The sequence below is a fragment of the Arthrobacter sp. FW306-1B-F12A genome (assembly GCF_058781865.1).
Genome location: NZ_JBYSXD010000004.1, coordinates 38,872 through 48,922 on the forward strand (window position 1 = coordinate 38,872; position 10,051 = coordinate 48,922).

Annotated in this window: 10 protein-coding genes; 5 read left to right on the forward strand and 5 right to left on the reverse strand. The window is 63.0% G+C overall.

What is annotated here, in order from left to right:
• Positions 1-116 precede the first annotated feature (116 nt).
• Both AC3WJU_RS03230 and AC3WJU_RS03235 read right to left on the reverse strand, forming a co-directional pair.
• The gene (locus tag AC3WJU_RS03230; RefSeq protein ID WP_284988918.1) at positions 117-251 is read right to left on the reverse strand and encodes a hypothetical protein; all 135 of its coding nucleotides are present in this window, start codon (positions 249-251) and stop codon (positions 117-119) included.
• Between the two features lie 73 nt (positions 252-324).
• A complete protein-coding gene (locus tag AC3WJU_RS03235; RefSeq protein WP_492259102.1) occupies positions 325-957 on the reverse strand; it encodes a hypothetical protein in 633 nt (210 codons plus the stop codon).
• 188 nt (positions 958-1,145) lie between these two features.
• Here AC3WJU_RS03235 and AC3WJU_RS03240 point away from each other — a divergent pair, with 188 nt between their 5' ends.
• Positions 1,146-1,382 carry a hypothetical protein gene (locus AC3WJU_RS03240; RefSeq protein ID WP_059388767.1) on the forward strand — a complete coding sequence of 79 codons (237 nt, stop codon included), beginning with the start codon at positions 1,146-1,148 and terminating at the stop codon, positions 1,380-1,382.
• A gap of 33 nt (positions 1,383-1,415) precedes the next feature.
• On the opposite strand, the gene AC3WJU_RS03245 is transcribed toward AC3WJU_RS03240, so the two are convergent.
• Complete coding sequence (locus AC3WJU_RS03245; RefSeq protein ID WP_059388766.1) at positions 1,416-3,392, reverse strand: APC family permease; 1,977 nt, start codon at positions 3,390-3,392, stop codon at positions 1,416-1,418.
• 385 nt (positions 3,393-3,777) lie between these two features.
• On the opposite strand from AC3WJU_RS03245, the gene AC3WJU_RS03250 reads away from it, so the two are divergent.
• The 4 genes from AC3WJU_RS03250 to kdpC are packed head-to-tail and all read left to right on the forward strand — an operon-like array spanning position 3,778 to position 8,273.
• Entirely contained in the window at positions 3,778-3,858 is an 81-nt protein-coding gene (locus AC3WJU_RS03250) for a potassium-transporting ATPase subunit F (RefSeq protein ID WP_284988983.1), read from the forward strand.
• Between the two features lie 6 nt (positions 3,859-3,864).
• Positions 3,865-5,532, forward strand: a complete 1,668-nt coding sequence (gene kdpA, locus AC3WJU_RS03255) for a potassium-transporting ATPase subunit KdpA (protein WP_492259103.1) — start codon at positions 3,865-3,867, stop codon at positions 5,530-5,532.
• A complete protein-coding gene (gene kdpB, locus AC3WJU_RS03260; RefSeq protein WP_306964505.1) occupies positions 5,529-7,655 on the forward strand; it encodes a potassium-transporting ATPase subunit KdpB in 2,127 nt (708 codons plus the stop codon). The genes kdpA and kdpB overlap by 4 nt, the downstream gene beginning before the upstream one ends.
• Positions 7,656-7,664: 9 nt before the next feature.
• Entirely contained in the window at positions 7,665-8,273 is a 609-nt protein-coding gene (gene kdpC, locus AC3WJU_RS03265; RefSeq protein WP_059388763.1) for a K(+)-transporting ATPase subunit C, read from the forward strand.
• 51 nt (positions 8,274-8,324) lie between these two features.
• Here the strand turns inward: kdpC and AC3WJU_RS03270 are convergent, their stop codons facing one another.
• Positions 8,325-8,978 carry a hypothetical protein gene (locus tag AC3WJU_RS03270; protein ID WP_332602829.1) on the reverse strand — a complete coding sequence of 218 codons (654 nt, stop codon included), beginning with the start codon at positions 8,976-8,978 and terminating at the stop codon, positions 8,325-8,327.
• The coding region (locus tag AC3WJU_RS03275; protein WP_492259104.1) for a L,D-transpeptidase family protein at positions 8,962-10,051 on the reverse strand (1,090 nt) is incomplete at its 5' end. The genes AC3WJU_RS03270 and AC3WJU_RS03275, both read right to left, overlap by 17 nt.

A 10,051-nucleotide genomic window follows, 5' to 3' on the forward strand; every position in this document is an offset into this window, starting at 1 on the left:
CGCGAAAAGGGTGATCAGCCATTTGTTCCTCAGTGGTTCGGTCCGGTGGCGCCCGTGGACGGGCACTTGGTCGACGACGTCGTTCTCGGAAGGCTCCATCGGTTCGGGGATCGCGTCTATTGACGAAGCAAATCGCCGCGTGCCGGTTGCCGCGTCCTGAGCTGCGCAACGAGGCTCTGGTCCCGCCACCGGGTCAGAAGCAGCCACATGCCATCCGCGACGGGCACCGCAGCCGCTGTTTGGATCTTCATGCCTACTGTGTGGCGCGTGCAGACGATTCATGTCGCAAGTGCGGAGAAGTATTTGCGTGCCGTGCGGGTGGCCTCAGTGGTGGACGCCGTCCCGCTTGAATCTCCCAGGAACCTCGACGTAGTAGATGGACCTCCCGGTGGGAAAGGAGAAGCGGTGCCCTGCGTGTCGGATTGGCTGATAGTCGTGGCCGAATGGGTCATGCACCGTGACTCGTTCGAGGTGATCCTCGCGTGTGAGGAGGCCGTTGACTTCTTGGAGCGTCGCAGGGTGGGTTACTTCGCCATCCACCTCCAACACCCACGGCGCATCCGTGGTCCTGCCGGATTGTTCGAGGTAAAGCATTTCAAACAATCCGGCAAGGAGGGCTTCCAACGTTTCCGGGGAGAACCGTTGTAAGGGGTGGGTCTGCATATTCCGACATTGGTTGGTTGTCCACGCTTGGCGGAGCCAGTTGAATTCGACAGTGCCCAACGAAGGGCCCAGGCGCAGGTGCCTGTCCTTATCCATGGTCAGGCGGTAGTCGTTTCCGGCTCGGTCAAGGATGCATGCTGCTTCGTCAACGTATTCCAAGTTGTCGAGCATGGCGGCCTCGGACGGATAGTACGAGAAATCACCGACGTCGTCGACCACAACATAGTCGATCGGGCTGCTGCCGGGAACCGTGGTGTCGGGTGCCGTTCCGTGGGTAAAGCCAAAGCGCTTCATGCTTACGTCAGCTCCTGCGGAGGACCAGTCCACAGCCCGGGTGGCCGTGAATTCTTCACTCGATCAGATCACCGAAAGGACCCGCCACCGGTGGTCTTTACGGTTTCCATATGCGGCAGGGCGGAGATTTAGCACTCTCTTAACGGTCAAGGCTCGAGCAAATGGGGCAGGCATGGCAGACTTCGGCCATGAGTATCGAGCACTGGTGGCCGAAGCTGAAGCCGTCCACCCAAGAATGGCTGATCGAGAACAATGGCGACGCAGTGTCCCCCGAGGTGCTTGCCGAGATCGCCCAAGTTGGAGGTGTTGTTACTTCCGATGCCTGGTGGGTTGGTGAGAACGGGCCTTCGGGGTTCTATTTCTCGGACGAGGCGGTCGACTGGATCGAAGCGGTAGCGAACGGCGAGGTGCCTGAGCGGCCCTGACGGCATCGCCGTCAGGCCACCTTGTAGCCGCGCTTAGCCCACGTGGACCCACGGGCGGCGGCTGACATCGGGTTCGGCTTCACGCAGCACTTCCCGGGTGACTGGAGCGATCTCTCCCTCGCCCAGGAACAGGAAGCGAAGGAGATTGATGACCGGGTTGCCTTCGGTCCAGCGGAAGTAGATGTGCGGCATGAGGCCGGTCACGTCGCGGATGTGCAGCAGCACCGAGGCGATGGTGTTGGGGACCACCGGGCCGTGGACTTCGAGGATCTGGTGTCCGTGCCGAACCACGCCGTGGACTTCGAGCGCGGTTTCGAAGTCGGAGGAATCGTCCACAATCACTTCCAGGAAGAGCGCCTGGTAATCCACCGGAATGTGGCTGACTTCGATCGCTGAGGTGAGTTTGTCCCGGTAGGCCTCCGCGGTGAGGCGGAGGGGTTCGTGGGCGATGAGCGCAATCGGGCCACTTAGGTTGGTGGACATGAATTCCAGCGCCTGGCGGTCCAGGTGGACGTGGGTCGCGTGCAATTCAAACGAGCGCCGGATCCGGGAAAGCAGGGAGATCACGATAATCCCCACGATAAAGATCGCGGCGATCCGGATGCCTTCGGGACGTTCGAAGATGTTGGCAATTGTCGTATAGATGAAGACAAGGGCGATGACGCCGAATCCGACGGTGCGCTTGCGCTGCCTCAAACGGCGGGCGGAGAGGGTCACCGCCACGGCGGCCGACGTCATCAACACCAACACCCCGGTGGCGTACGCGCCACCCTGGGCGTCCACGTCGGCGTTGAACAGGAAGGTGATCAGGAACCCGATGAGGGTGAATACCAACACGAGGGGGCGCACTGCCCGGGCCCATCCCGGTGCCATTCCATATCGCGGCAGGTACCGCGGGACCAGGTTCAGCAGCCCCGCCATGGCGGAGGCGCCTGCGAACCACAGGATGGCGATGGTGCTTAGGTCGTAGACAGTGCCGAACCCCACGCCGAGATATTGGTGCGCAAGGAATGCCAGGGCCCGTCCATTGGCCTGGCCGCCGGTTTGGAATTCCTGGTCCGGAATCAACACAACGGTGGTGAAGCTGGTGGCGATCAGGAACGAACTCATGATGACCGCGGCCGTGGTCAGGAGACGGCGGGTTCCCTTGATCCGTCCGGCAGGGTTTTCCTCCGTGTCCGAGGCACGTCCGCGGATCTGGGGCATCACGGCGACTCCCGTCTCGAAACCGGACAGGCCCAAGGCGAGTTTGGGGAAAACGAGTAGCGCGATGCCGATCACCATGAACGGGTTTCCGTGCGAAGTGGAAAGTGCATGCCACCAGTCACCCACTGCGACCGGATGTGCGAACACTTCCACAAACGTTGAGAACACGACCACGACGTTGAGGCCCAGATAGACGATGACCAGAACCACCGCCACGCCGATGGCTTCCTTGAACCCGCGCAGGAATACTGCGGCCAGCAGGGCCAGAAGGAACAAAGTGACCAGGATGTTCTGTCCCTGCAGCCAGCCCGGGGCGAGTGGATTCTGGATTGCGTGGGCCGTGGCGTCCGCGGCCGAGAGGGTCATGGTGATCATGAAGTCCGTTGCCGCGAACCCGAGGAGAACGAGGACGAGGAGCTTTCCTCCCCATCGTGGCAAGAGGCGCTCAAGCATGGCGATTGATCCCTCGCCACGGTGGCTTTCACCTGCGACGCGGTGGTACACAGGCAGGGCACCCAGCAGCGTGACGGCCACCAGGACGATGGTGGCCAACGGCGAAATCACTCCGGCGGCCAAGGCTGCGATGGCCGGCTGGTAGCCGAGGGTGGAGAAATAGTCGACGCCGGTGAGGCACATGACCTGCCACCACGAATGCTTCTTCAGATGGGGATCGCCCACCGCACCAGGTCCTTGGTGGGATCCTTTGGAGTCTTGCAGTCCGAACAGCAACCATGTCCGAAGGGAGGCCATGCCTCCGGGCCGTGGGGCCGAAGGATCAGCCGGGGGCCTGCTCAAGGTAGTCATGGTGTCCTTTCCGCGCGACGCGCAGGCACCGCGATCATTGCTGAACATAACACCGGCCACAGGTGTTTTCGCTGGTTGAAGCCGATCTTGATGAATCCTTAACGTCGATTTCCCGGAATCCACTTTGCGCCTGTTAAGAAGCCGTCAAGATTCGGCCCTGCGGTGTTAAGGAACCATCAGGAACCGATTTTCGCCGTCTGCCGGGGAGTTGACTGGCATCAGCCCCGCAAACGGGGCGCGGATGAAAGGACGTTCCAATGGCCGACGTGGCTGTTGTGGGGATCTTCGTGGTGTCCATGGGGATCGTGATGTGGATTGCCCACCTTCTGGGCAAAATCGTCGACGGCGATGGGCCGGTGAGCGGGCAATGAGCGCGGACGCCGTGATGTGGTTGGTCCTGTTCATTTCAGGCCTGTGTCTGTTCGGCTACTTGTTGGCCGTGTTGATCCACCCGGAAAAGTGGTGATGCGGGATGGTTTTCAGCGTTGCCTCCTTCCTCACCCAGGTGGTTGTCCTGCTCTTGCTGTTGGTCTTGGTGCACAGGCCCCTGGGCATCTACCTTGCCCTCGTGTTTGACGGCAAGAAGTCATCACGGGCGGAGAGGCTGTTCTACCGCCTCGCGGGAGTGGATGCCGGCGCCGAACAGAGCTGGTCGATCTACCTGCGCAGTGTCCTGGTCTTCTCTGCAGTGTCCATCCTGGTGGTGTTCTTGCTCCAGCGGCTCCAAGGCGTCCTGCCAGGGAACAATTCCCTGGCCGGCGTGGATCCCTGGACGGCCATGAACACGGCCATCTCCTTCGCGACGAACACCAATTGGCAGACTTACGTCCCCGAGACCACCATGGGCATCTTCGTACAGATGTGCCTGCTGGCCGTGCAGAACTTTCTCTCTGCCGCAGTCGGAATCGTGGTGGTGATTGCCCTGATCCGCGGCATCGCTCGCACCCGGACTGACAGGCTGGGGAATTTCTGGGTGGACCTTGCCCGCACCTCGTTCCGTGTACTGCTTCCGATGGCTGCGCTCGCGGCCATCGTGATGGTGATTGGCGGTGTGGTGCAGAACTTTTGGTCCACCGACGTCGTCAACCAAGCAACAGGCGTCACCCAGACCATCCCCGGCGGGCCGGTGGCCTCCCAGGAGGCCATCAAGATCCTCGGCACCAACGGCGGCGGCTATTTCAACGCCAATTCCTCGCACCCGTTTGAGAACCCGAACGTCTTCATCAGCATGTTCGAGGTCTTCTTGATCCTGCTCATTCCTTCTGCCTTGCCGTACGCCTATGGCCGCATGGTGGGGGACCAGCGGCAGGGGCACACAGTAGTCGGTGTCATGGGCATGCTCTGGCTGGCGTCCACCTTGCTGATGGGCTGGGCCGTTGCCGGCGCTGCGGGAACGGCAACGGCGGCAGCCGGCGGTTTGGGCGAGGGCTTTGAACAGCGTTTTGGCGCGGCGCAGAGCTCCATCTTTGCCACGGCCACCACCCTGACTTCAACGGGAGCGATCAACGTGGCCCATGATTCGCTTCCGCCCTTGGCCGGCGGCGTGGCCATGGTCAACATGATGCTCGGCGAGGTGGCTCCGGGCGGCACGGGGTCGGGGCTCTATGGCCTGCTCATGCTCGCGATCGTCTCCGTGTTCATCGCCGGGCTCATGGTGGGCCGCACTCCGGAATTCCTGGGCAAGAAGATCGGGCCACGGGAAATGAAGCTCACGGCCATGTACATCCTGGTGACGCCCGTCATCGTGCTGGCCACGGCTGGAATCACCGTCCTTCTCCCGGACGCCGTTGCCAACGCCCCTGCAACCGGACCGCACCAATTCAGCGAAGTGCTGTACGCCTTCACCTCCGGAGCCAACAACAACGGCTCCGCGTTCGCCGGTATCACCACCTCCGGCCCCTACCTGTCCACCATGATGGGAATCGCCATGCTGCTTGGCCGCTATCTCCCCATCGTGCTGGTGTTGGCCCTGGCAGGATCCCTGGCAAAACAGGCCCGGATCCCGGCATCCGCCGGAACAGTGCCCTCCCATGGCTGGCTCTTCGGTTCGCTCTTGCTCGCCGTCACGGTGATCATGACGGCGTTGAGCTACTTCCCTGCCCTCGCCCTGGGCCCCCTCGCAGAAGGACTCCTCAAATGACCCCGTCCACAACGGACACCGCCGCCCGGACCTACGCAGACGGAAATCCCCTGGGAACTCCGGGAGAGCACAAGCACCACACCAAGGCACCGGCAAAGCTGGACCTTGCCAGTATCCGGACTGCGCTGCCGGTTGCAGTACGGAAACTGGGGCCACGCCAGATGATCCACTCTCCCGTGATGTTCACCGTGCTGGTAGGGGCGGCTCTCTGCACGGCCATCTGCATCCTCAAGCCAGCAGTGTTCGGCATATCGGTGACAATCTGGCTTTGGCTGACGGTGCTCTTCGGAACCCTCTCGGAAGCCATCGCCGAGGGCCGCGGCAAGGCCCAGGCAGACAGTCTCCGGGCCAGCAGGAAAGGTGTCGTTGCCCGGCTTCGGCTGGAGGACGGCACCCTCAAGGAAGTGCCGGGAACGGAACTGCGGAAGAACGACGTCGTCATGTGCGAAGCAGGGGACGTCATCCCCTCCGATGGCGAGATCATCGAGGGCCTGGCGAGCGTGGACGAATCCACCATCACGGGTGAATCGGCGCCCGTGATCCGTGAATCCGGTGGCGACCGCTCCTCCGTGACCGGCGGCACCAAGGTCCTTTCGGACCGCATCGCCGTTCGCATTACGGCTGAGGCGGGCGAAACGTTCATTGACCGGATGATCAAGCTTGTGGAAGGCGCTGTTCGGCAAAAGACGCCCAACGAAATCGCCCTCCACGTCCTCCTTGTCTCGCTCACCATCGTGTTCCTTGCGGTCACCATGAGCTTGGCGCCGTTCGCTTCCCTGCCGGGGGCAACGCCATCGCCGATCGTGCTGGTGGCGCTGCTGGTCTGCCTGATCCCGACGACGATCGGCGCGCTCGTGCCGGCGATCGGCATCGCTGGCATGGACCGCTTGGTGCAGCACAATGTCCTGGCCACTTCCGGCCGCGCCGTGGAGACCGCGGGAGACATCACCACCCTCCTGCTCGACAAGACCGGCACCATCACCTACGGCAACCGCCGCGCGGTCAACTTCTTCCCCGCCCACGACGTCGAGCGGACCGAACTCATCGAGGCTGCCCGGCTATCCAGCCTTGCCGACGAGACGCCGGAGGGACGCTCGATCGTGGATCTCGCAGCGGAAAAGGGCGTCGGCGGCCCGGACCTTGCCGCTCTCCTGAAGGGAACGGAAGAGTTCGCAATTGTCGAGTTCAGCGCGAGCACGCGGATGAGCGGCCTGGACCTCGACGGGCGGAAGATCCGCAAGGGCGCCGCTACCGCCGTCGCGAAGTTCGTGGCGGACGCCGGTGGCAAGACGCCCGCCGAAGTGGACCGCAAGGTGCGGGAAATCTCAGCCCAGGGCGGCACCCCGCTGTTGGTGGCCGGCGTCGGGCACGACGGCGGAGCCCGGGTCCTCGGCACGATCCACCTCGCCGACGTGGTCAAGCCGGGCATGCATGCCCGCTTTGCCGAACTACGCCGGATGGGCATCCGGACGGTGATGATCACGGGTGACAACCCCATCACGGCCAAGGCAATCGCTGCAGAGGCAGGCGTCGACGATTTCGTCGCCGAGGCCACTCCGGAGGACAAACTCGCTGTCATCAAGGAAGAACAGGCGCACGGCCGGCTGGTGGCCATGACGGGCGACGGCACCAACGATGCCCCCGCGCTGGCAGCGGCGGATGTCGGCGTCGCCATGAATTCGGGTACTCCGGCTGCCAAGGAAGCTGCCAACATGGTGGATCTGGACTCGGATCCCACCAAACTCATCAACATCGTGGGCATCGGCAAACAGTTGCTCATCACCCGCGGCGCCTTGACCACGTTCTCGGTCGCCAACGACGTGGCGAAGTACTTCGCAATCGTGCCAGCCCTGTTCACAGGCGCCTTTCCCGGACTCGGGCTCTTGAACATCATGGGCCTGGCCTCGCCGTCCTCGGCCATCCTCTCCGCGGTGATCTTCAACGCGTTGATCATCATTGCCCTGGTGCCGCTCGCCTTGCGGGGGGTCAAGTACCGCGCTGTCTCGGCAAACCAGGCACTGGCCCGGAACCTGGCCATTTATGGCCTCGGCGGTCTTGTGGCTCCCTTCATCGGGATCAAGCTCATCGACCTGCTCATTTCCCTCATCCCCGGCATCGGCTAGGAGACAACCATGAACACCCTTCCCGGTTATTTTCGGCAAGCAGGAACGGCACTTCGGTTCCTGCTCCTGGCCACCGTGGTCCTTGGATTGATCTACCCATTGGCGATTTTCGGTATCGGCCAGGCCGTTGCGCCTTTCCAGGCCAATGGCTCCATCGTGAAAGACGCGGCAGGTAAGCCCGCCGCTTCTGCCCTGATCGCGCAAGTCTCTGCCAACGACGCCGGCACCCAGAACCCGCTGTGGTTCCACGCCCGCCCGTCGGCGGCCAAGTGGGACCCGGGGGCATCTACTGCCAGCAACCTGGGACCCAACGATCCCAAACTGCTCGACGCCGTCAAAGCCAACCGTGCCGCCGTTGCCGCTGCGGAAGGTGTCAAGGAGTCTGACGTCCCCGCGGACGCCGTGACGGCGAGCGGTTCAGGGCTGGACCCGCAGATCTCGGTTGCTTACGCCCGCCTCCAAGTGCCCAGGGTGGCAAAGGCGCACGGGCTGAGTCCCGAGACGGTGCAGGCCATGGTTGACCGCCGAACCGTCACCGGACTTGAGGCCTTCCTTGGGCAGCCGTCCGTCAACGTCACCGAGCTGAACCTGGACGTGGCGGCAGTTGCAGCCAAATAAAGGAAACCAATTAAAGGAAACCGGCCATGTGAAGTGGCTGGCCGTCCCGCGTCAGGGAGCTTGCAGTAGCGAGGTGAGTTTGTCCTGGGACTGTTCGACCGGCGGTGCTTGGACAGGGACTGCCAGCGTGATCCTCGTGATGACGTTCTTCGAAGCTGATTCAAGGACGTACTCGGTACTCGAGGACAACTGGTTCCGCGCGTACCAAGCCCGTTCGCCTGCGCCGTCGACGGACTTGGGGGACATCATGAGCCGAGGCAGTTCCACTTTGCCCAAGGCAGCCGTGTCCGGGTACACGGTTGTGGAAATGGTCAGGGCGTTGCCCGGATCGGGATCCTGTCCGTTGGGCACACCCACCAAGCTGAAAGTGCAACTCGTTTCTTTTACGCCTTGGGTTTCCGTGACTGATTGCACACCCGGCTGGATCTGCGCGGCAATGGCTCCAAGCTTTTGCCGGATCTCGTCTGTGCCAGGCACTTTGCAGGCCTGCGCGTCGGGGGTCCCGATGATCCTGCCGTCCATGGCCGTGGTGCCCGGGGAGGCCGTGGCATCGGTTTTTGGAGAGGCCAGGGCGCTGGCTGGTGCCGGGCTCGCCGCTGAGCCACTTGGCTCCGAGCCGCCCTGGCAAGCAGTCAGCAAGAGCCCGGCCAGGGCAACGGACAGTGGCACCGCCCAGGTGCGGACGCTCCTACCAGAAGATTTCATAGCCTACTCCCATCACAATCCGGTCCCCGGCCTGGGCGGTGTGCATGAACTGCAGCAAGTCCGGATCGTTGAACGCGAGGCAACCCCAGGTGGGTTTGTTGTTGCCGTGCATGAAGATCGCGAATCCGGCGTTCATGACGATGGGCGAGTCCGGTGGCCGGTTGTAATTGATGACCACTCCCTGACGATAGTCGTGCGTTGGCCGGGTCGCGAAGTACCACATGTTCTCGTCCGGGAAGATGTCCGAGCTGGATTCGAAGTACTGATTGTAGTTCGCATTGAGCCTGCCGCCCCAGCGCGAGAACGGGTTCAGCGTCCGGTAGGACAGGGCCGTTCCCGGGTTGCCGAGGCCGAACGCTTCGGTCACCGTGAAAGAACCTGTGGGCGAGAACGCCTGCCAGGTGGGGCCGGTCGCCACGCCGGGTCCGGCGAACCCCGACTCCCCGGCGGAGCCGATCGCACCCCACTCCTTCACGTACTGCCCGTCACCGGGCCTGCGGACGCAGGTGATCATCGATACCTGGGTTGCACGGTACGCGTCCGCTACCGCCAGGGACACCCTTTGCGCCCCGTTAGTCGGGTACTTCACGGCGCCGGAGTTCAAAGCGGGGCAGTACCCTGCGGTGGAGATCGTGTACCTGACACCTCCACCGTTGATCCACTGAAGCTGTCCGAACTGGAAGCTCTGGCTGCAGTTCCCGGCCCCGTCGCAGGCTTCGCCCGTGACGGGGTACCCGATGACGCCGTCCTGGGAATGGCGGGAGTCGTAGAAACTGCCAAGGCCGCCCCAAACCGGCTGGGTTCCGGCGCCTATCGCAAAGTAGATCTTGCCGCGCGTGAACTGTTGCGAGCAGCCGCCGAACCGCAGGCCGCACTGCTCGTCACCGTGCGGGGCTCCGAGGTAGCCGCTGAGGCCGCCCAGGGACTGGTAGCGGCCACTGATGGCGCCCACAACGGAGAACGTCCCGTATCCCGGGACGAAGTAGATGGATCCGCGTTGGAACTGCTGGGAGCATACCCCTCCAGACAGTCCGCATTGCTCGTCGCTGCTCGGGTACCCCAGACCGCCCGTG